Annotated in this window: 15 protein-coding genes; 11 read left to right on the forward strand and 4 right to left on the reverse strand. The window is 71.1% G+C overall.

The window, feature by feature from the left end; translation table 11 throughout:
- Positions 1-71 precede the first annotated feature (71 nt).
- The 6 genes from HG542_RS10985 to HG542_RS11010 all read left to right on the forward strand — a co-directional run bounded on the left by HG542_RS10985 (position 72) and on the right by HG542_RS11010 (position 10337).
- Positions 72-1037, forward strand: a complete 966-nt coding sequence (locus HG542_RS10985; RefSeq protein ID WP_171080114.1) for a hypothetical protein — start codon at positions 72-74, stop codon at positions 1035-1037.
- Positions 1038-1320: 283 nt separating this feature from the next.
- Positions 1321-2139 carry a methyltransferase domain-containing protein gene (locus HG542_RS10990; RefSeq protein WP_171080115.1) on the forward strand — a complete coding sequence of 273 codons (819 nt, stop codon included), beginning with the start codon at positions 1321-1323 and terminating at the stop codon, positions 2137-2139.
- Positions 2140-2200: 61 nt separating this feature from the next.
- Entirely contained in the window at positions 2201-3091 is an 891-nt protein-coding gene (lgt, locus tag HG542_RS10995; RefSeq protein ID WP_171080117.1) for a prolipoprotein diacylglyceryl transferase, read from the forward strand.
- A 210-nt stretch (positions 3092-3301) separates the two neighbouring features.
- Complete coding sequence (locus HG542_RS11000; RefSeq protein WP_171080119.1) at positions 3302-4033, forward strand: VIT1/CCC1 transporter family protein; 732 nt, start codon at positions 3302-3304, stop codon at positions 4031-4033.
- 303 nt (positions 4034-4336) lie between these two features.
- Positions 4337-8884 (forward strand): glutamate synthase large subunit, encoded by a 4548-nt coding sequence (gltB, locus tag HG542_RS11005; RefSeq protein ID WP_171080121.1) that lies wholly within the window; start codon positions 4337-4339, stop codon positions 8882-8884.
- Positions 8877-10337 carry a glutamate synthase subunit beta gene (locus tag HG542_RS11010; protein ID WP_171080124.1) on the forward strand — a complete coding sequence of 487 codons (1461 nt, stop codon included), beginning with the start codon at positions 8877-8879 and terminating at the stop codon, positions 10335-10337. Before gltB ends, HG542_RS11010 begins: the two co-directional genes overlap by 8 nt.
- A gap of 74 nt (positions 10338-10411) precedes the next feature.
- Here the strand turns inward: HG542_RS11010 and HG542_RS11015 are convergent, their stop codons facing one another.
- From HG542_RS11015 to HG542_RS11025, 3 genes are read right to left on the reverse strand one after another with little or no spacing between them, the layout of a single operon-like run.
- On the reverse strand, positions 10412-11086 hold the full coding sequence (locus HG542_RS11015; protein ID WP_171080126.1) for a calcium-binding protein: 675 nt from the start codon (positions 11084-11086) through the stop codon (positions 10412-10414).
- Positions 11083-12282, reverse strand: coding sequence for a non-hydrolyzing UDP-N-acetylglucosamine 2-epimerase (gene wecB / locus HG542_RS11020; RefSeq protein WP_227726977.1), 1200 nt, complete (start codon positions 12280-12282; stop codon positions 11083-11085). The genes HG542_RS11015 and wecB overlap by 4 nt, the downstream gene beginning before the upstream one ends.
- Before the next feature lie 54 nt (positions 12283-12336).
- Positions 12337-13590 carry a glycosyltransferase gene (locus HG542_RS11025; protein WP_171080128.1) on the reverse strand — a complete coding sequence of 418 codons (1254 nt, stop codon included), beginning with the start codon at positions 13588-13590 and terminating at the stop codon, positions 12337-12339.
- A 543-nt stretch (positions 13591-14133) separates the two neighbouring features.
- On the opposite strand from HG542_RS11025, the gene HG542_RS11030 reads away from it, so the two are divergent.
- Positions 14134-16071 (forward strand): DUF2334 domain-containing protein, encoded by a 1938-nt coding sequence (locus HG542_RS11030; RefSeq protein ID WP_171080130.1) that lies wholly within the window; start codon positions 14134-14136, stop codon positions 16069-16071.
- Between the two features lie 5 nt (positions 16072-16076).
- A complete protein-coding gene (locus tag HG542_RS11035; RefSeq protein WP_176606443.1) occupies positions 16077-17129 on the forward strand; it encodes a glycoside hydrolase family 113 in 1053 nt (350 codons plus the stop codon).
- A 9-nt stretch (positions 17130-17138) separates the two neighbouring features.
- Here HG542_RS11035 and HG542_RS11040 read toward each other — a convergent pair whose 3' ends face one another.
- The gene (locus HG542_RS11040) at positions 17139-18023 is read right to left on the reverse strand and encodes a hypothetical protein (RefSeq protein ID WP_171080134.1); all 885 of its coding nucleotides are present in this window, start codon (positions 18021-18023) and stop codon (positions 17139-17141) included.
- Between the two features lie 199 nt (positions 18024-18222).
- Between HG542_RS11040 and HG542_RS11045 the strand changes: the two genes are divergently transcribed.
- The 3 genes from HG542_RS11045 (at position 18223) to HG542_RS11055 (ending at position 20870) form a co-directional block, all read left to right on the forward strand.
- The gene (locus tag HG542_RS11045; RefSeq protein WP_171080135.1) at positions 18223-18855 is read left to right on the forward strand and encodes a hypothetical protein; all 633 of its coding nucleotides are present in this window, start codon (positions 18223-18225) and stop codon (positions 18853-18855) included.
- Positions 18856-18999: 144 nt separating this feature from the next.
- The gene (locus HG542_RS11050; RefSeq protein WP_171080137.1) at positions 19000-19677 is read left to right on the forward strand and encodes a response regulator; all 678 of its coding nucleotides are present in this window, start codon (positions 19000-19002) and stop codon (positions 19675-19677) included.
- On the forward strand, positions 19674-20870 hold the full coding sequence (locus tag HG542_RS11055) for a sensor histidine kinase (protein ID WP_171080139.1): 1197 nt from the start codon (positions 19674-19676) through the stop codon (positions 20868-20870). The genes HG542_RS11050 and HG542_RS11055 overlap by 4 nt, the downstream gene beginning before the upstream one ends.
- The last annotated feature ends 55 nt before the right edge of the window (positions 20871-20925 follow it).

Genomic DNA, 20925 nt, shown 5'->3' on the forward strand with positions numbered 1-20925 from the left:
ACGGCTATGTGCATGTGTCTAGAGTTACCGCGCCCACTAGGCACGATCCCCCGAACAGAAAGAAACACGCGGTGACCGTCGAATCATCCGAGCACGAGAGACCACCCCGCGGCCGCCGGATTCTCCGTGATGTGGGGACCGCGGCCGGACTTGCCGTTGCGGCGGTGATCGCCTTCAACCCCGGAAACGTTCTCTCCCGGCTTCCCGGCAGCGAGGAGAAGGTGGCGAAGGCCGCGAAGTCGGCCGCGCACGACCGGGCTTCGGCCACTGTCGCCCACCCCTTCGCCGGGTCGCCGGCCGAGCAGTACGCCGACGGTTCGGCCGGGATCGTCGTCCCCCAGGCCACGGCCATCAGCACGCTGACGAAGGAGCAGGTCGCCGAGGCCCTGGAGACGACCAAGAAGTTCCTCGTCGCCGCCAACCTCGATCCTGCGGTCATACGTGGTGAACGCCCCGAAACGGCCATCGGTCTGGTCGAACCCCATCAGAAGAACACCCTCGCGGACATGAGTGCTTCCCTCGCCTCGCCCGACCAGAAGCACAACCCTCTCCAGTTCTTCAGCCGCTTCGACCCGAACGAAGTGCGCCTGGCGGGCGGGACCGTCAAGACGCATGGGCGGATGACCTTCGAGGCGGGGAGCAAGAAGGGGTCCGTCCTCATCCACTCCGACTTCACCTTCGTCTACCCGGTCACGAAGGCCACGAAGGCTCCGAAGACTCCAAAGTCCGCAAACGCGTCCGCGAAGCCGCCGAAGCCGTCCGCCGAAGTGGCGCGCACCGTCGTGCGGCGTGTCATCGACACCGAGGTCTTCGACCCCGATCACTACACCGTGGCCCCGGGCACGGTGGACCTGCACTCCGTCCAGATGAATGTCGGCAACACCCGCTGCGGCGTCTACGACGGCTACCTGCACCCCCACTTCCGCTCCGAGCACCGGAGCGCGGCGGACAAGCCCTCCGGCGAGGCCATCGATCCCTACGATCAGAGCCGCCAACTGCCCGACAGCCGGCAGTGCAACCGGACCACCCGCACCTAGGCGCAGTCCTCACACCTGCGCCGCAGGCCCGGTGCAGACGGACGCGACGCGGCGGCTGCATCCGGCGGGCCGCCCCGTCGCCATTCCCGGGCCGCACGCCGGCCGGCGCAGAGGGTGCCCGGTTCGATGCCGTGGGGAAGCGGGGCGAACGCGTGTCCGGCGTCCATCGAGTCGCCCTCCACGGCCGCCAGTTCGTATCGTTCCTGCACGGCCTCACCAACCTGGGTGATGCTGCGGTCCAGTCACTGCCCAGCGGATACCTCAGACCATACGATCACCCGCCATGGCGCAACACCCCCTGCCACGTCCCTGGTCGGACGTCGATGCCAGCAACAACCCCGCCCATCTCGTGGACACCCTGCGGCGGCGCGCAGGTTCCTCCTTCCACACCGGTTACAAACAACGCCTGCGGGCGCTGCTCCGCGCGCGGCCCGGGCAGCGGTTCCTCGACGTCGGTGCCGGGACCGGCGAGACCGTGCTCGCCCTGGCCGCCGAGAGCGGGGCGCAGGCCGTCGCCGCCGACCTGTCGCTGACCATGGCCGCCGCGATGCGGGCGGGCGGAGTCCGCGGGCCCGTCGTGGCCGATGCCCACCATCTCCCTTTCCGGGAGGGGAGCTTCGACGGTGCCTGGGCCGATCTCGTGCTGCAGCACGTGGCCGACCCCGCCCGGGTCGTCGACGAGATGCTGCGGGTCGTACGGCCCGGCGGGCGGATCGTGCTGGCCGCCATCGACTACGGGACCCAGGTGCTGGACATCGGGGCGCCGGACCTCGCGCGCCGGATCCTGCGGCTGCGGGTCGATCCGGGTGTGCGCGGCGGGGCGCTCGCGCACCAGCACCCCGGCATGCTCGCCGAGCGCGGTCTGCGGGAGGTCGCCGTCGAGGCGCACGCGCTCGTCGTGCGCGACCCCCGGACCGTCGACCATGTCCTCGGCATCCGCGACTGGGCCCGTACGGCAGCCGATCAAGGGCATATCACGTCCGCCGAGGCCACGGACTTCACCGCGCATTTCGATCATGCGGCCGCCACCGGGCGGTTCACCTATGCCGTGACGTTCTTTCTCACCTCCGCCACCGCGATCGTGACCGCGGGGCCACGGTGAGTGGAGAGGGTGACGGGCGCCCTGGGACTCGGACGCCGCACAGGGTACTTTCGTAGCTGTCATGGAACTCGCATACATCCCCAGCCCCTCGACCGGCGTGGTCCATCTCGGGCCGATCCCGCTGCGCGGCTATGCCTTCTGCATCATCATCGGCGTCTTCGTCGCGGTCTGGCTCGGCAACCGGCGCTGGATCGCCCGCGGCGGGCGGGCCGGGACCGTGGCCGACATCGCCGTGTGGGCGGTGCCCTTCGGTCTCGTCGGCGGCCGGCTCTACCACGTGATCACCGACTACGAGCTGTACTTCAGCCCCGGTCGGAACTGGGTCGACGCCTTCAAGATCTGGGAGGGCGGCCTTGGTATCTGGGGCGCCGTCGCGCTCGGTGCCGTCGGTGCCTGGATCGGCTGCCGCCGCCGCGGCATCCCGCTGCCCGCCTACGCGGACGCCATCGCGCCGGGCATCGCCGTCGCCCAGGCCGTCGGGCGGTGGGGCAACTGGTTCAACCAGGAGCTCTACGGCCGGCCGACGGACCTGCCGTGGGCGCTGAAGATCGACGCCAACCCCGCGATCGGGCGCGTGGCGGGCACGTACCACCCGACGTTCCTCTACGAGTCGCTGTGGTGCCTCGGCGTCGCCGCCCTCGTCATCTGGGCCGACCGCCGGTTCACGCTCGGGCACGGGCGGGCCTTCGCGGTCTATGTCGCCGCCTACACCGTCGGCCGGTTCTGGATCGAGTACCTGCGCGTGGACGACGCGCACCATGTGCTGGGCCTGCGGCTCAACGACTGGACGTCGATCCTGGTCTTCCTCGGCGCCGTCGCGTACATCGTCGTCTCGCGGAAGCGGTCGCCCGGGCGTGAGCCCGTCGTGGAGCCCGCCGCCCTCGACGAGGGCGACGGGGCCGCCGAGCCGGCGCCCGCCGACAAGGCCGGCAAGGCCGACAAGAAGGTCTGACCTGCTCCGAACGCAACGCCTGTGGCCGGCCCGGTTCCTCCGGGCCGGCCACAGCCGTTTCCGCAGCCGTTTCCGCAGCCGGTTCGTGGCGTAAACCCCCAGGTCAGGCAGGCCTTCCTTGCTGGCGGATCACTGCGCTCGTGCGTACCTTCGACTCATGAGAGGGGTGGGCGTACGGGCCTGTGCCCCGTGGAAGGGAGACCCCGCATCATGGCCGTCCTCGACACCGCCGCCGCCACGCACATAGCGCACCGCGACAACCACACCCACCGCGACGTCAACGGCGGCTGGCTGCGGCCCGCCGTGTTCGGGGCGATGGACGGGCTGGTGTCCAACGTCTCGCTGATGAGCGGCGTCGCGGGCGGCACCGCCTCCTCCAGCGCCATCGTGATCGCCGGGCTGGCGGGGCTCGCCGCCGGTGCGTTCTCCATGGCCGCGGGCGAATACACCTCGGTCGCCTCGCAGCGCGAACTCGTCCTCGCCGAGTTGGACATCGAGCGCCGCGAGCTGCGCAAGCACCCCGTCGACGAGCTGGAGGAGCTGGCCGCGCTCTACGAGTCGCGGGGCGTCGAGCCGGAGCTGGCCCGCGAGGTCGCCCGGCAGCTCTCGCGCGACCCCGAGCAGGCGCTGGAGATCCACGCCCGGGAGGAGCTCGGCATCGACCCCTCCGACCTGCCCTCGCCGATGGTGGCCGCCGCCTCGTCGTTCGGCTCCTTCGCCCTCGGTGCCCTGCTGCCGCTGCTGCCTTATCTGCTGGGTGCCACGCAGCTGTGGCCGGCGATCCTGCTGGCGCTGCTGGGGCTCTTCGGCTGCGGGGCCGTGGTGGCCCGGGTGACGGCGCGGTCCTGGTGGTTCAGCGGGCTGCGGCAGCTGGTGCTGGGCGGTGCCGCGGCCGGCGTGACGTATCTCCTGGGTCTTGCCTTCGGCACGGCCGTGGGGTAATGCTTATGCGGGTCGCCGCATAGGTGCGCGATAGCGCGCGTGTTGCACGATGCGTGTTGCCTTGCGGTTTCAAGCCTTCCGCATCCGGGCACAATCCCGGAACGCGGCGGGCAGTGCCGCCCGCGTCGCGTTGCGTCCGGCGGCTCCGGAGCCGAGTTCCTCGGTCCACATCGTGGACCACACCTTCCGCTTTTCGAGAAGCGGGTCATCCTGTAATCTGCACGAAATTTTCTCGCGGAGGGCCAACGTCGTCCCTCGGCACATGCACACGTCATGACTGCCAAGACGACGACGGGAGCGCCGATGCGACACGCATCCCACCCCGCCCAGCAGGGGATGTACGACCCGCGCAACGAGCACGACGCCTGTGGCGTGGGCTTTGTCGCGACTCTCACCGGCGAGGCGAGCCACGCCCTCGTGGACCAGGCGCTCACCGTCCTGCGCAACCTGGAGCACCGCGGCGCCACCGGCTCCGAGCCCGATTCCGGCGACGGTGCCGGCATCCTCGTCCAGATCCCGGACGCGTTCCTCCGCGAGGCCGTGGACTTCGCCCTCCCCGAGCAGGGCGCATACGCGGTCGGCATCGCCTTCCTGCCCGCCGACGGGCCCGAGGCCGGGGTCTCGCAGGTCGAGACGATCGCCGCGGAGGAGGGCCTGACCGTTCTCGGCTGGCGCTCCGTCCCCGTCGCCCCCGAGCTGCTGGGCAGCTCCGCCCGGGGCACGATGCCCGAGTTCCGGCAGCTGTTCGTGACGGACGGTACGAGCACCGGGATCGCCCTGGACCGCAAGGCGTTCGTGTTGCGCAAGCGCGCCGAGCGCGAGGCCGGCGTCTACTTCCCCTCGTTCTCCGCCCGCACCCTCGTCTACAAGGGCATGCTGACCACCGCGCAGCTGGAGCCCTTCTTCCCGGACCTCTCCGACCGCCGCTTCGCCACGGCCATCGCGCTCGTCCACTCGCGCTTCTCCACCAACACCTTCCCCTCCTGGCCGCTCGCCCACCCGTACCGCTTCGTGGCGCACAACGGCGAGATCAACACCGTGGGCGGCAACCGCAATTGGATGCGGGCGCGTGAATCCCAGCTCGGCTCCGCCCTGTTCGGGTCCGACGAGCGGGCGCTGGAGCGCACCTTCCCGGTCTGCACCCCCGACGCCTCCGACTCCGCCTCCTTCGACGAGGTCCTGGAGCTGCTGCACCTCGGCGGGCGTTCGCTGCCGCACAGCGTGCTGATGATGATCCCCGAGGCCTGGGAGAACCACGCCTCCATGGACCCGGCCCGGCGCGCCTTCTACCAGTACCACTCCACGCTGATGGAGCCCTGGGACGGCCCGGCCTGTGTCACCTTCACCGACGGCACCGTCGTCGGCGCCGTTCTCGACCGCAACGGCCTGCGCCCCGGCCGGTACTGGGTCACCGACGACGGCCTGGTCGTGCTCTCCTCCGAGGTCGGCGTCCTGGACCTGGACCCCGCCAAGGTCGTCCGCAAGGGACGGCTGCAGCCCGGCCGGATGTTCCTCGTCGACACCGCGGAGCACCGCATCATCGAGGACGACGAGATCAAGGCCTCCCTCGCGGCCGAACAGCCTTACCAGGAATGGCTGGAGGCCGGGCTGATCGACCTCGGCGACCTGCCCGAGCGCGAGCACATCGTGCACACCCACGCCTCGGTCACCCGCCGCCAGCAGACCTTCGGCTACACCGAGGAGGAGCTGCGCGTCATCCTCGCGCCGATGGCCAAGTCGGGTGCGGAGCCGATCGGTTCGATGGGCACGGACTCGCCCATCGCCGCGCTCTCCGAGCGCCCGCGGCTGCTCTTCGACTACTTCACCCAGCTCTTCGCGCAGGTCACCAACCCGCCGCTGGACGCCATCCGCGAGGAGCTCGTCACCTCGCTGGTCTCCTCGCTGGGCCCGCAGGGCAACCTGCTGGAGCCCACCGCGGCCTCCTGCCGCAGCGTCACCCTGCCCTTCCCGGTGATCGACAACGACGAGCTCGCCAAGCTCATCCACATCAACGCCGACGGGAACCTGCCGGGCCTGAAGGCCGTCACCCTCTCCGGCCTGTACCGGGTGAGCGGCGGCGGCGAGGCGCTCGCCGCCCGGCTGGAGGAGATGTGCGCCGAGGCCGACGCGGCCATCGCCGCCGGTGCCCGGCTGATCGTCCTCTCCGACCGGCACTCCGACGCCGAGCACGCGCCGATCCCCTCGCTGCTGCTCACCTCCGCCATCCACCACCACCTCATCCGCACCAAGCAGCGCACCCAGGTGGGCCTGCTGGTCGAGGCGGGCGACGTGCGCGAGGTGCACCACGTCGCGCTGCTCATCGGCTACGGGGCCGCGGCCGTCAACCCGTACCTGGCCATGGAGTCCGTCGAGGACCTGGTCCGTGCAGGGACGTTCCTGCCGGACACCGACCCCGAGACCGCCATCCGCAACCTGATCAAGGCGCTCGGCAAGGGCGTGCTCAAGGTGATGTCCAAGATGGGCATCTCCACCGTCGCCTCCTACCGCGGTGCCCAGGTCTTCGAGGCCGTCGGCCTCGACGAGTCCTTCGTCGACACCTACTTCCACGGCACCACCACCAAGATCGGCGGCGCCGGCCTGGACGTCGTCGCGAAGGAGGTCGCCGCCCGGCACGCCAAGGCCTACCCGGCCACCGGCATCCCGGCCAGCCACCGCCGGCTGGAGATCGGCGGCGAGTACCAGTGGCGCCGCGAGGGCGAGCCGCACCTGTTCGACCCGGACACCGTCTTCCGTCTCCAGCACTCCACCCGGTCCCGCCGCTACGACATCTTCAAGCAGTACACGCAGCGCGTGAACGAGCAGTCCGAGCGGCTGATGACCCTGCGCGGACTGTTCTCCTTCAAGACCGGCCGCGACCCCGTGCCACTGGACGAGGTCGAGCCCGTGGCCGCCATCGTCAAGCGCTTCTCCACCGGCGCGATGTCCTACGGCTCGATCTCCCAGGAGGCCCACGAGACCCTGGCCATCGCCATGAACCGGCTGGGCGCCAAGTCCAACACCGGTGAGGGCGGCGAGGATCCCGAGCGCCTCTACGACCCCGAGCGCCGCTCCAGCATCAAGCAGGTCGCCTCCGGCCGCTTCGGCGTCACCAGCGAGTACCTGGTCAACTCCGACGACATCCAGATCAAGATGGCCCAGGGCGCCAAGCCCGGCGAAGGCGGCCAGCTGCCCGGCCACAAGGTCTACCCGTGGGTCGCGAGGACCCGGCACTCGACGCCCGGCGTCGGCCTCATCTCGCCGCCCCCGCACCACGACATCTATTCCATCGAGGACCTCGCCCAGCTCATCCACGACCTCAAGAACGCCAACCCCGCGGCCCGCATCCATGTGAAGCTGGTCTCCGAGGTCGGTGTCGGCACGGTCGCCGCGGGCGTCTCCAAGGCGCACGCCGACGTGGTCCTCGTCTCCGGCCACGACGGCGGCACCGGCGCCTCGCCGCTGACTTCCCTCAAGCACGCGGGCGGCCCCTGGGAGCTGGGCCTCGCCGAGACCCAGCAGACCCTGCTGCTCAACGGGCTGCGCGACCGCATCGTCGTGCAGACCGACGGCCAGCTCAAGACCGGCCGCGACGTGGTGATCGCCGCGCTGCTCGGCGCCGAGGAGTTCGGCTTCGCCACCGCCCCGCTGGTCGTCTCCGGCTGCGTGATGATGCGCGTCTGCCACCTGGACACCTGCCCCGTCGGCATCGCCACCCAGAACCCGGTGCTGCGCGAGCGGTTCAGCGGCAAGGCCGAATTCGTCGTCAACTTCTTCGAGTTCATCGCCGAGGAGGTCCGTGAGATCCTCGCCGAGCTGGGCTTCCGCACCCTGGAGGAGGCCGTCGGCCACGCCGAACTCCTGGACGTCACCCGCGCGGTGGGCCACTGGAAGGCCCAGGGCCTGGACCTGCAGCCGCTGCTGCACGTGCCGGACCTGCCCGACGGCGCCGTCCGCCACTGCATCACCGGGCAGGACCACGGCCTGGCCAAGGCGCTCGACAACCAGCTGATCAAGCTGTCCGCCGACGCCCTCAACGCCGTGGGCGCCGAGGAGGCCCGGCCCGTCCGCGCCCAGGTGCCCATCCGCAACATCAACCGCACCGTCGGCACCATGCTCGGCCACGAGGTGACCAAGAAGTACGGCGGCGCGGGCCTGCCCGACGACACGATCGACATCACCTTCACCGGCTCCGCGGGCCAGTCCTTCGGCGCCTTCCTGCCGCGCGGCGTCACGCTGCGCCTGGAGGGCGACGCCAACGACTATGTCGGCAAGGGCCTTTCCGGCGGCCGCATCGTCGTCCGCCCCGACCGCGGCGCCGAGCACCTCGCCGAGTACTCCACCATCGCCGGCAACACCCTCGCCTACGGCGCCACCGGCGGCGAGATGTTCCTGCGCGGCAGCGTCGGCGAGCGGTTCTGCGTCCGCAACTCCGGTGCCACCGTGGTCTCCGAGGGCGTCGGCGACCACGGCTGCGAGTACATGACCGGCGGCCGGGCCGTCGTCCTCGGGCCCACCGGCCGCAACTTCGCGGCCGGCATGTCCGGCGGCACGGCCTACGTCGTCGACCTCGACCCCGCCAACGTCAACAAGGAGCTCGCCGCCGCCGTCGGGCCCCTCGACGACGCCGACCGCGCCTGGCTGCACGACGTGGTGCGCCGCCACCAGGAGGAGACCGGCTCGACCGTCGCGGCCGCCCTCCTCGCCGACTGGGCCACGGCCGTGACCCGCTTCCGCAAGGTCATGCCGGCCACCTACAAGGCAGTGCTCGCCGCCAAGGACGCCGCCGAGCGAGCCGGTCTCTCCGAGACCGAGACCCACGAGAAGATGATGGAGGCGGCGACCCATGGCTGACCCGAAGGGCTTTCTGACCACCGACCGCGTCGTCGCCCGCACCCGCCCCGTCGAGGAGCGGGTCCGGGACTGGAACGAGGTCTACGTCCCCGGCTCCCTGCTGCCCGTCATCAGCAAGCAGGCCGGCCGCTGCATGGACTGCGGCATCCCGTTCTGCCACAACGGCTGTCCGCTGGGGAACCTGATCCCCGAATGGAACGACTACGCCTACCGCGAGGACTGGCGCGCCGCAGCCGAACGGCTGCACGCGACCAACAACTTCCCCGAGTTCACCGGCCGGCTGTGCCCCGCACCCTGCGAATCCGCCTGCGTGCTCGGCATCAACCAGCCGCCCGTCACCATCAAGAACGTCGAAGTCACCATCATCGACAAGGCCTGGGAGGCCGGCGGCGTCACCCCGCAGCCGCCCGAGCGGCTCTCCGGCAAGACCGTCGCCGTCATCGGCTCCGGCCCGGCCGGCCTCGCCGCAGCCCAGCAGTTGACCCGGGCCGGCCACACGGTCGCCGTCTACGAGCGCGCCGACCGCATCGGCGGCCTGCTGCGCTACGGCATCCCCGAGTTCAAGATGGAGAAGCGCCACATCAACCGCCGCATCGAGCAGATGCGGGCGGAGGGCACCAAGTTCCGCACCGAGGTGGAGATCGGCCGCGACATCGACGCCGCCGAACTGCGCCGCCGCTACGACGCCGTGGTGATCGCCGCGGGCGCCACCACCTCCCGCGACCTGCCGGTGCCCGGACGCGAGCTCAAGGGCATCCACTTCGCCATGGAGTACCTGCCCGTCTCCAACAAGGTGCAGGAAGGCGACTACGTCGCCCCGACGATCACCGCCGAGGGCAAGCACGTCGTCGTCATCGGCGGCGGCGACACCGGCGCCGACTGCGTCGGCACCGCCCACCGCCAGGGTGCCGCCTCCGTCACCCAGCTGGAGATCATGCCCCGGCCCGGCGACGAGCGGAACGCCGGCCAGCCGTGGCCGACCTTCCCGATGCTCTACAAGGTCACCTCGGCCCACGAGGAGGGCGGCGAGCGGATCTACTCCGTCTCCACCACCCACTTCGAGGGCGACGAGGACGGCAACGTCCAGTGGCTGCACCTGGTCGAGGTGGAGTTCAAGGACGGCAAGTTGGAGCAGAAGCCGGGCACCGAGCGGCGCATCCCGGCCCAACTGGTCACCCTGGCCATGGGGTTCACCGGCACGGATCAGAAGAACGGGCTCGTCGAGCAGTTCGGCCTGGAGCTGGACGCGCGCGGCAACATCGCCCGCGACGCCGACTTCGCCACCAATGTGCCCGGCGTCTTCGTCGCCGGCGACGCGGGGCGCGGCCAGTCGCTCATCGTGTGGGCCATCGCCGAGGGCCGTTCCGCCGCCCGCGGCGTGGACCGGTACCTCACCGGGAGCAGCACCCTGCCCGCTCCCATCAGGCCGACGGACCGGGCCCTGAGCGTCTGACCCGGCCCGCCGCCACGCGGCGCCCGCCCCGTCCCCGACCGGATGGGCGGGCGCCGCGTCAGCTTCACTCCTCTTCACTCCTCGCCCGGCGCGTGCGCCGACAGCGAGCCGAACACCACGCGGGCGTCCTCGGTGTAGACCCCGACGCTGCCGTGCAGATACGGGTGTTCCTGGTCCCGGTAGGCGACCAGCCCCTTGTTGTCCACGCTCACCTCCACCAGCGGCCCGCGCTGCGCGACCCGCACGTCCGAGGTGCGCCCGACGGGGAAGCTCTCGGAGCCCGTCGCGAGGAAGCGCTGCCCGCCCGGATAGGCGGGGTCGCGTTTGCCCAGCTCCCAGCCGTTGGGCTTGAGGGTGATGTAGTAGAAGTGCTCCGGGTCGGTGTACGCCCAGAGCAGCCACGGCACTTCCCACGGGTTGGGCTTGGGCGTGCGCAGCTGGGCGATCGTGCGCATCGTGGCCCGGTAGTCGACGTCGCCGTACTGCTGCGTCGACACGATCAGGCCCGCGTGCGTCTCCCCGGGCTGCTTGGCCGGCGCGGGGGAGAGGACCAGCCCGTCGTGCCGTCCGATGTTCTCGCCGTGGCCGTCGAAGACCGACCGCCACGGGCCGTGGACCGAGCCCTCGGCCCACGGCCGGTCCGGCGTGCCGCCGCCACCGCCCCACAGTGCATAGCCCGCTAGGGCCAGCGCTGCGGCGACGGCGACGGCGAGCAGGGCACGGACGTACCGCCGGGGAACTCTCGTCATGCGGTCGAGTATGGCCCCGTCCCGTCCGCATGCGGCGCGACCAGCGCGTCGGACGCGGGGACCGCATCGGCGTCCGCGCCGAAGTCCTCGGCCAGCTGGGCGATGATGCGTTCGGTGGCGTGCCCGTCGCCGAAGGGGTTGCCGGCGGTCGCCATCCGCTCGTACGCCGCCGCGTCGTCCAGCAGGTGCACGGCCGCGGCCAGGATGGCCTCCGGCTCGGTGCCCACCAGTTGTGCGGCGCCCGCGTCGACGGCCTCGGGCCGCTCGGTGGTCGTGCGCAGCACCAGCGCGGGCTTGCCGAGGCTGGGCGCCTCCTCCTGGATGCCGCCCGAATCGGTGAGCACCAGGTCGCAGGCGGCCAGGGTGGCGGAGAAGTCGAGGTAGCCCAGCGGCTCCACGACGTGGATGTCCGGGTGCCCGCTCAGCTCGGGCAGCAGGGCGTCCCGCACGGCCGGGCTCTTGTGGAGCGGCAGCACGATCTCCACGTCGCCCCGGTCGGCGAGCCGCCGCAGCGCCTTGCCCATCTCCCGCATCTTGTTGCCCTGGTTCTCGCGGCGGTGCAGGGTGAGCAGCACGCGCCGCAGGCCGCTGTCGGGGCGGAAGACGCTGCGGCCGACGCCCTCCTGGAGCACCCACAGCAGGTTGTCGATGACGGTGTTGCCGGTGGTGAACACCTCGCTGGCCGGCACGCCTTCGTCCGTCAGGTGCCGTGCGGCGCGCGGGGTGGGGGCGAAGTGCCAGCGGGCGATGCGCCCTATGAGGCGACGGTTGAGCTCCTCGGGGAACGGGTTGTCGAGCACCCCGGTGCGCAGCCCGGCCTCGACATGGGCGACGGGGATGTGCTCGTAGAAGGCGGCGAGGGCGCCGGTGAGGGCGCTGGTGGTGTCGCCCTGGACGACGACCAGGTCGGGGCGTTCGGCACGGATCGTTTCTCCCAGCCCCTCCACCAGGCGGGCGGTCAGCTGGGAGAGTTCCTGCCGCTCGCGCATGACGTCGAGCTCCACGCGGGCCTCGACCTGGAGGAGTTCGAGCATCTGGTGCAGCATCTCGCGGTGCTGTCCGGTGGTGACGACGATGGGTTCGAACAGCGGCGAGGCGGCCATCGCCCGTGCGACGGGGGCGAGTTTGATGGCCTCGGGGCGGGTGCCCAGCACGAGCATGGCGCGTACGGGCGCGGTGACGATGTCCATGGACATGGTGCTCCCTGGAAAGGAGATTCTGCGGGTGGAGGGAGTAGGCGGAGCGGCCGGTCAGGTGCGGGCGGTCTTGAGCCAGGTCTGTTTGCCCGTCAGCATCCGCCACAGGCCCCACCATCCGGCGGCGAACCAGATGTAGCCGTAGAGGACGAAGGCGTGCGACAGCAGGACGGCGCGGCCCAGGCCGACTTCGCGTTCGCGGCGGGAGTACACCCAGCCGTAGGCGTACGCGGCGGTGAAGGAGAGCAGGTACGGGCCGATGATCCACATCGGGGACACCAGCAGGCGTCCGGCTTCGATGGAACCGATGACCGCACCGGCGGTGGCGACGACGAAGGACAGCGGCAGCAGTGAGGTGAGCAGGATCAGCACCGGGCTGGAGAGGTGGTAGAGCAGGTCCACCGCGGCCCGGCCGGGGATCTCGCGCAGGATCATCGGCACCAGGTTCGCCGACTGCAGATGGCCCTGGAACCAGCGGGAGCGCTGCCGCACCAGGCGTTTGACGTCGAGGACGGCCTGCTGCGAGACCGCGGCGGTGGTGCAGTGCTGGTTGGTCCAGCCGCGGGCGATCAGCCGTACCCCGAGGTCGAGATCCTCGGTGAGGGAATCGCTCCAGGGCCCCCCGCCGTGTCCCGCGGAGAGGGTGTCCAGCGCGGCCAGCCGCATGAACTGGCCGTTGCCGCCCATCCCGACGCTGCCGATGTAGCGCCGGGCGCTCTGGAAGATGTCGCCGTAGATGACGAACTCCATGTCCTGGAGCCGGGCGAGCAGTCCCTTGTGGCGGTTGTACATCCGCACGCCGACCTGGGTGGCGCCGGTGCGCGGGTCGTCGAAGTAGGGGTCGACGGCCTGGATGACGTGCTGGTCGAGCCGGCCGTCGGCGTCCACGACGCAGACGATGACGTCCCGCGGGTCGTAGCCGTCGAGGATGCCGGAGCTGCGGAGGTGGTGGATGCCGTTGTTGAGTGCGGCGCCCTTGCCCTTGCGGGCGTCGGGCAGTTGGCGTTGCAGCAGGTGGACCCGTCGGGGGTCGGCTGCGCGGGCTATCTCGGCCGTGCGGTCGTCGGAGGCGTCGTCGATGACCAGGGCCAGGAAGTTCCCGGCGGGCAGTGCGGTGATACGGGCGAGGCTCTCCGCGAGGACTTTCTCCTCGTTCAGACAGGCGAGGAGGAAGACATAGATCCGCTGGGTGCGCGGGGACCGCGGGTGCCGGATACGGCGCCGGGAGAGGATGAACATGCCGGTGTTGTACGTGCCGGCCATCACGATGAGGGCGATGCTCGCCCCGAGCATGACTTCGGTGATCATGAATGGTCACCGGCATTCCGGAACAGAAACCATATCTTTGCCGAAAGAATGGCGACGGCAAAGGTGCAGTAGAGCAGAAAGCCTGCTCCGGCTGCTTCCTGCAGGGCCCGGGCGAAGGGTATGCCCGGGAGTACCTCCGGGGCCGCCGTCAGTCCGGCCAAAGGCAGGACTGTCCCCAGGGCTGGCTTTCCGTACATGGGTTCCCCCCCATTTTCCGCCTTGAGTGAGGCGATGGCTCGGAAGGTATCAGACAGAACTGAAGTTTCCATGTGAATGATGGGAGTTGTTGGATCGGAACATCAAGTTCTGGGTACCAACCGGTTGTTATGGCAGGTGGCGGCGGTGCTGTTACGGGTGTGATCCTTGGTCTGCACCAATTTGCCGACGGCTATTGCCTATTCCGGTCCGCACCCGGCCGTTGACAGGGGTCCCCGCCGCCACAAGAATCAGCCAACCACCGGGACCCTTGTGCCTCCGGGAGCGGTCTGCCGAGGGGACGCGGCCTGCCCGGGTAAAGCCTGTTCAATCAGGGGGGAACGAAAAATGAAAAACCTGAGGCGGAGACCACGGGTATTCCTGGTCTCGCTCGTCGCCCTGGTGGCCGCCGCACTGTTCGGCGGCTTCGTGCTTTCCGGCGGCGCACAGGCGTCGATAGCCGGGCCGGGCGGCAGGAAGCCCGGAGCGTCGCACGCACTCAAGGGCGTCGGACCCGCCGCCCTTTCCGCCGCCGGCACCAAGAACCTGAAGGCCTGGGCCGCCGACCAGTTGAAGACCGACGGGCAGCGGCGCAATCACGCGCTCGTCGTCCGGGCCGCGGTCCCGGCGAAATCGGCCCCGGCGAATGCGGTCCGGAACAACAAGGCGACCGCGGCCGAGCCGGCCGCCTTCAGGACCACGGCGGCCAAGGCCACCACCGCCAGGACCGTCACCGTCAAGCCCCTCGCGGCGACCGCCGCCACCGGCACCTCGGCGCTCGTCCTCTACGACACCACGGGCCCGTACGGCTCCCTCGGTGAGCTCTACGCCATGGCTCTCGCCAACCTCTCCGGCCACTTCGGCACCGTGACCTCCAAGCCCGTCTCCGCCTACACGGCCGGGATGGTCGAGCAGTACACCGCCACCATCTATGTCGGCTCGACGTACTACGGCGGTTCCATCCCGGACGCGATTCCCGCGGCGTTCTACCAGGACGTCATGGCGACCTCCAAGCCGGTCACCTGGATCGGCGACAACATCTGGAACATGGCGAACACCGACGGGATCCCCGCCTTCGAGCAGAAGTACGGCTGGGACCCCACCAACTCGTACTTCGAGGTCAACGGGTCCGTCGGCAACATCAACCAGGTCTCGTACAAGGGCCGGACGCTGACCCGTACCATCCCGACCGGCTACGACGGCGGCATCCTGCACCCCGCGATCCTCAGCGGCGCCGGCTATCCGCAGGTCACCCAGCTCGCGCAGGCCACCGACGCCAACTCCGGGGCCACCAGCCCCTGGGCGATCCGTTCGGGGAACCTCACCTACGTGACGGAGATCCCCTTCACCTACGTCTCCGAGTCCGACCGCGTCATCGTCATGGAGGACCTCCTCTTCGACGCGCTCGCCCCGGCCACCACCGAGCGGCACCGGGCGTTCGTCCGGCTCGAGGACATCAGCCCCGGCTCGGACCCGACGCAGCTGCGCACCATGGCCGACTACCTGTACTCGCAGAAGATCCCCTACGGGATCAACGTCATCCCCGAGTACACCGACCCCAGGGGCGTCTACAACAACGGTGTCCCGCAGACGATCACCCTGGCCCAGGCCCCGCAAGTGGTCGCCGCGCTCAAGTACATGCTCGCGCACGGCGCGGTGCTGATGAACCACGGCTTCACCCACCAGTACAGCAACGTCAACAACCCCTACACGGGTGTCACCGCCGACGACTTCGAGTTCTTCCGCGCCCACATCGACGCGAACAACAACGTCGTCTACGACGGCCCGCCGGCCGAGGACTCCACGGTCTGGGCGCAGACCCGGGTCACCTCCGCCCTCGGACTGTTCGCCGCGGCCGGACTGCCCAAGCCCGCGCTGTGGACCACCCCGCACTACGCCGCCTCGGCGCCCGACTACCGCGTCTTCGGGCAGAACTACACGGCGCGGCTGGAGCGTTCGCTGTACTTCGCGGGAACGCTGAGCGGCGGCGCGGTGAACGCCTCCCAGTACATCGGCCAGTTCTTCCCGTACGCGGTGAAGGACGTCTACGGTACGACCGTGCTCCCCGAGAACCTCGGCAACTACGAGCCGGTGCCCTACAACAACCACCCGGCCCGGCTGCCCGCCGACCTGATCGCGGCGGCCAAGGCCAACCTGGCGGTGCGTGACGGCGTGGCCAGCTTCTTCTACCACCCGTACTACGACGTGACACCGCTGCAGCAGACGATCGACGGCATCAAGGCCCTCGGTTACACCTTCGTCGGTCCCATGGACCTGGCCCAGTGAACGCGATGAAGAGGGCGGCCGCGGTGCTGTCGGCCCTGGCCGCCCTCTTCGTCGCAGGCTGTTCGTCCGGCGGCGGCGACGCAGCGCCGCCCGACCACGGCAGCAGCAGCCACCCCGACGACAGGAAGGGAAACGGGATGCGCGGCATGACGCTCCCGTCGTGGAACACCGACGACTACAGCAGCCCCCAAGCCGGCATCTACCTCAAGCAGATCGCCTCCGCCGGTGCCCGCTGGGTGGTCTTCACCCCCACCTGGTACCAGGACAAGGTCACCGACTCGGCGATCCGCACCACCGAGGAGACCGCCGACGACAGCAGTCTGCGGCACATCATCGGCCTCGCCCACTCTGCCGGCCTCAAGACCATGATCAAGCCGCATATCGACCTGGTGAAGGGCGGCGACCGCGCCGAGATCAGACCGCGCGACCCGGACGCGTGGTTCGGCGCGTACGAGCGCTGCATCACGCACTACGCCGACCTCGCCACCGCCACCGGCGTGGAACAGTTCGCCGTCGGCACGGAGCTGGCGGGCACCTCGCAGGACGGCGACCACTGGGGCGAGGTCGTCGCGGCCGTCCGCAAGCACTACAAGGGCCCGCTCACCTATGCGGCCAACTACGACGAGTACAAGAAGATCCCCTTCTGGCGCGACCTCGACGTCATCGGCATCGACGCGTACTGGCCGCTGGGCGACAAGGCCACGACGGACACGGCGCGACTGCGCCAGGCGTGGCAGCCGATCGCCGAGGAACTCGCGGCGTTCTCGGCGAAGCAGGGCCGCAAGATCCTCTTCACGGAGGCGGGTTACGTCAGCCAGAAGGGCTCGACCACGGCGCCGTACTCCTGGACCGTCAGCAAGCGGGACGGCGACGCCGAACAGGCCGCCGCCTACGAGGCGTTGCTGGCGACGTTCAACGGCAAGCCGTGGTGGGCCGGGGTCTGCTGGTGGATGTGGGACGACTGGCCGGACGCGGGGGAGACGGCGAAGCGGCTCGCCTACACGCCGCACGGGAAGTCGGCGGAGAAGGTGCTGCGCAGGTGGTGGGGGCACGGCTGAGGCGGTGCGCTACGTGTCGCACTCCAGCACGGTCCCGCACAGCCCGCACCGCGCCCGCAGGTGCCCCGCAACCGCCACGCGGATCCGCTGATGGCATGTGGGGCACGGAAATGTGACCCGCACCGGATCGCGCCCCTCGAAGGCGTACCCCGCATGGGCCGCCCCGGCGCGCCGGTCGCGCGCGTACCGGTGCCGCCCCCACCGCCCGGCAGCCGCCAGCGGCGGCTGCCGGGCGTCCTCCCGCGCCCGCGCGGCCCCGGCCGCGTACGCCTCGTACGCCTGCGGGCTGGTGAACCACGGCGCCGGGTCCTCCCCGAACACCAGCGCCCGTTTGGCGAGCACGTAGCCGAACTCCTCCGGCGTGAGATAGCCCAGCTTCTGCGTCGAGACCGACGACTCGCGGTACGCGTCCAGCAGCAGCCACCCCGCCCCGAGGTAGGCGGACGCCGTGTCCGTGAGGATCTCGTTGTCGCGGGTGCCCGCGAACTCCAGGCCGAGCCGGTGCAGACAGACGTGCATCACCTCGTGCGCGAGCGCCGCCCCGATGTCCCTGCGGTGGGTCTTGAAGCGCGGATTGAGCTCGATGAAGTACTCGGGTCCGGCGGCGAGTTCGACGCTGCCCGCGTGCCGCATCTCCCTGAAGCTGACGATCATCCGCGCGTCGGGCAGCCGCAGATGCCGCACCATGACGCCCGCGACGCGCTGGACGCCCAGGTAGGGGTCCTCGTCGTCGGAGAAGGCCACCTCGACGGGCAGCACGCTTGTGTCGAAGCTGCGCACGGTGTCGGGGGAGAGCCGCCTGTAGAGCGCGGTGATGGCCGACCGCACGGTCTCCAGATGAGGGAACCCGTGCTGGATCTCGATGTCCGTGCCCACGCGTGACCACCCCCGCATCCACTCTACGGGCCCGGGCGACCCGGACGGCCCAGTCGCCGGAACCCCGCCCGGGTAACCCGTCCGCGCGACCTCGGGATGACCCGGACGAGCACGGATCATCCTTTCGGCCGAGCAGGGAATGGTCGGACAGTCGAGGTGTGCGGAGGGTGGAGGTCCGTAACGTAGGGGGGTACGCACCTGAAGGAAAGGCACCCCCGTGTCCGTGAAGTCCCGCATCGCCGCCGCCGCGGTTGTCGGCGCGGCCGCCGTCGCCCTCGCCGGGCCGGCGGCCATGGCCTCCGCAGCGGACAAGGACACCCGCCACGGACACCCGGCCACCGTCCACCAGGTGCAGCTCCCCGACGGCAGCCGGGCCCGGCTGCGCACCGGCGGCGACGGCACCAGCGTGACCGTCACCGGCGACGGCCGCCCGGCCCGCACCCTCGACGTCACCCGGCCCTCGGCCGACCTCGACCGGCTCCATCTGCGGATCATCGGCGGCGACACCGCGCGCCCCATGCTGCGCGCCCAGCTCGACGGCACCCGCGAGACGAACTACTACGACTTCGCCTCCGGTTCCCTGCGGCACACCCCGGACCACCCGGCCGGCACCGGCCACCGCGCACACCATGCGCCCGCAGCGCACCGCCACAGCCGGCACCACGAGCTGTCCGCCAACCCCGTCAAGCGCGTCGTCGACGCGGGCGAGGTCATCAAGGGCCGGCAGCACGACCTCGGCAAACCCGCCCTCGCGGGCGGCGCCGCGCTCCTCGCCCTCGGCGGCGGGGCCTACGGCGTCCGGCGCCTCGTGCTGCGCCGCAACGCGGCCCGGGCCCGGCAGGGCGCATGACGGCCCGCTGACCCCGCCGCCCGGCCGCAGCACGCTGCGGTTGCGGCCCCGGGACACCCCCGGTGACATGGCAGCACATGACAGGACACGGTCCGGCCCGGGCGCGGGACCGTACACGAACCGGCACGCAGGGACGAGGACAGCATGGCGATCACGGTGGTCATCGCGGACGACCAGGAGATGGTCCGCACCGGCTTCCGGATGATCCTGGAGAGCCAGCCCGACATCGAGGTCGTGGCCGACGTCGTCGACGGCGAGGCGGCCCTGGAGGCCGTCGAGCGGTACCGGCCCGACGTGCTGCTCCTCGACATCCGGATGCCCAAGCTCGACGGCCTGGAGGTCACCCGCCGGCTCTCCGCCCTCTCCGCCGCCGACCCCGACCGTGCCCAGCGCCCCCGGATCGTCATCGTCACCACCTTCGACCTGGACGAGTACGTGCACACCGCACTGCGCAACGGCGCCTCCGGCTTCCTGCTCAAGGACGCCAGTCCCGCGATGCTCGTCGAGGCCGTCCACGCCGCCGCCGTCGGCGACTCCCTCATCTCGCCCGCGATCACCGTCCGGCTGCTGCGCGACATGGCCCCCGCCGGCACGCCGAGCACCGCCCGGCAGCCCTCCGAGCCGCTCACCGACCGCGAGGCCGACGTCGTGCGCTGCCTGGCGCGCGGCGCCACGAACGCCGAGATCGCCGCCGAACTGTTCGTCTCCCTGTCCACGGTCAAGACCCACCTGGCCAACGTGCAGATGAAGCTCGACGCCCGGAACCGGGTCGAGATCGCCGCCTGGGCCTGGGAGAGCGGGCTGGCCCCGGGCGGGACGTGACCAGATGGGCCGGGTGGGCGGCCCGGCACCCCCGGCGGGCCGCCCTGGCCAAGGCCGCCTTCGGCCTCTTCCTGCTCGGCATCGTCGCCTTCGAGGGCGCCGTCCTGGCCCGGCAGCCCAGCCCGCCGCACGCCATGGTGCTCGCCGCGGGCGTGGCCGTCTGCCTGTGCGCCGTGCCGTACGGCTGGATCCCGCTGGAGGTACGGGCCTCCGTCGCCGTCGCCGTCTCGCTCACCACCTCCGCCGTCCTGATGACCGGCACCCACCCGGGCGTCGTCTGGGGCGCGGGCGAGGACATCGCCCTGCTCGTCCTGCTGACCGGCGTCGTCCAGCGCTGCGCCGCACGCGCCGCCGCGGTCCTCGGACCGCTGCTCGCGCTCGCCGCCGTCGCCGCGCCCATGCGCGACCTCAACCCGGCCCGGTTCACGGTGGTGTTCGGCACGCTGACCGCCGTCGTCGGCGGCTACTCGCTGCTGCTGCGCAGCCAGGCCGCGCAGCGCATGCGCGACATGGCGGCCGTGCGGACCGCCGAACGCCTGGAGCTCGCGCGGGAGCTGCACGACCTCGTGGCGCACCACGTCACCGGCATCGCCGTGCAGGCGCAGGCCGCCCGCTTCACCTCCCTCGACGGCGACGCGGCCGCCCGGGCGTTCGAGCGCATCGAGACATCCGCGAGCGAGGCGCTCAGCGCGATGCGCCGCCTGGTGGGCGTGCTGCGCGAGGGCGAGGCCGAGACGGAGCCGGTCGCGGGCCTGCCCGAGGTCCGCGAACTGGCCGAGTCGTTCGCCCGCACGGGACCGCCCGTCGCCCTCTACATCGAGAAGGGCATGGAGACCTGGCTCCCCGCGGAGATCGCCGCGGGCGTGCACCGCGTCGTCCGCGAGGCCCTGACCAACGTCCGCAAGCACGCCGCCGATGCGACTGCGGTGCGCATCGGGGTGCGGGGGGTTGCCGACGGGGTGGAGCTGCGCATCGCCGACGACGGCAAGCGCGCGGCGGCGCTCTCCGAGCAGGCGCTGGGCGGGGGGTTCGGCCTGATCGGCCTGGCCGAACGGGCCAAGGCGATGGGCGGCCGGCTGGCCGCGGGCCCCGCTCCCGAGGGGGGTTGGCAGGTGACGGCTGTCTTTCCGGTCGACCGTGCCCCGAAGGGGCGCGGGGAACTGCGCGACCGGCCCAGGACGGCCCGCAGTTGAACAACCGCGCGTTCGCCCCCGGCGCACCCCGGTGTCCCGTCGGCCCACTTCGGAC

Source organism: Streptomyces morookaense, assembly GCF_013030945.1.
GTDB classification, from domain to species: Bacteria; Actinomycetota; Actinomycetes; order Streptomycetales; family Streptomycetaceae; genus Streptomyces; species Streptomyces morookaensis.

Coding starts and splice junctions, on each gene's coding strand:
- HG542_RS10990 (WP_171080115.1), top strand. CDS start 1,321: ATGGCGCAACACCCCCTGCCACGTCCCTGGTCGGACGTCGATGCCAGC.
- lgt (WP_171080117.1), top strand. CDS start 2,201: ATGGAACTCGCATACATCCCCAGCCCCTCGACCGGCGTGGTCCATCTC.
- HG542_RS11000 (WP_171080119.1), top strand. CDS start 3,302: ATGGCCGTCCTCGACACCGCCGCCGCCACGCACATAGCGCACCGCGAC.
- gltB (WP_171080121.1), top strand. CDS start 4,337: ATGCGACACGCATCCCACCCCGCCCAGCAGGGGATGTACGACCCGCGC.
- HG542_RS11010 (WP_171080124.1), top strand. CDS start 8,877: ATGGCTGACCCGAAGGGCTTTCTGACCACCGACCGCGTCGTCGCCCGC.
- HG542_RS11015 (WP_171080126.1), bottom strand. CDS start 11,086: ATGACGAGAGTTCCCCGGCGGTACGTCCGTGCCCTGCTCGCCGTCGCC.
- wecB (WP_227726977.1), bottom strand. CDS start 12,282: ATGTCCATGGACATCGTCACCGCGCCCGTACGCGCCATGCTCGTGCTG.
- HG542_RS11025 (WP_171080128.1), bottom strand. CDS start 13,590: ATGATCACCGAAGTCATGCTCGGGGCGAGCATCGCCCTCATCGTGATG.
- HG542_RS11030 (WP_171080130.1), top strand. CDS start 14,134: ATGAAAAACCTGAGGCGGAGACCACGGGTATTCCTGGTCTCGCTCGTC.
- HG542_RS11035 (WP_176606443.1), top strand. CDS start 16,077: ATGAAGAGGGCGGCCGCGGTGCTGTCGGCCCTGGCCGCCCTCTTCGTC.
- HG542_RS11040 (WP_171080134.1), bottom strand. CDS start 18,023: ATGCGGGGGTGGTCACGCGTGGGCACGGACATCGAGATCCAGCACGGG.
- HG542_RS11050 (WP_171080137.1), top strand. CDS start 19,000: ATGGCGATCACGGTGGTCATCGCGGACGACCAGGAGATGGTCCGCACC.